This window comes from Nocardioides sp. CPCC 206348 (assembly GCF_048654705.1).
Taxonomy (GTDB): Bacteria; Actinomycetota; Actinomycetes; order Propionibacteriales; family Nocardioidaceae; genus Nocardioides.
Genome location: NZ_JBMCZA010000150.1, coordinates 5,351 through 5,689, shown reverse-complemented (window position 1 = coordinate 5,689; position 339 = coordinate 5,351). Strand labels below are relative to the sequence as shown.

Here is a 339-nt window from a genome sequence, read left to right as displayed (position 1 = left end):
CGGTAGCCGGGGACGTACTCCTGGACCGCCTTCTCCATGCGGTGCACGGACTCGGCGATCGCATCCTCGTCGGCGTCCGGGTCGACAGCACAGAAGATCGTGTCCCGCATGATCATCGGCGGCTCGGCCGGGTTCAAGATGATGATCGCCTTGCCGCGCTCCGCCCCACCGATCGACACGACACCGGCCGACGTGGTGCTGGTGAACTCGTCGATGTTCGCGCGCGTGCCGGGACCAGCCGAGACCGAGGAGACCGACGCGACGATCTCTGCGTACGGCACCGGGGTGATCCGGGAGACGGCGTTGACCATCGGGATCGTGGCCTGGCCGCCGCAGGTG

At 68.1% G+C, this 339-nt stretch carries 1 pseudogene; it reads right to left on the bottom strand.

Going from position 1 to position 339, the window contains the following annotated elements:
* Positions 1-339, bottom strand: a pseudogene (locus tag ACOADB_RS10575) (acetaldehyde dehydrogenase (acetylating)); the annotation flags it as partial.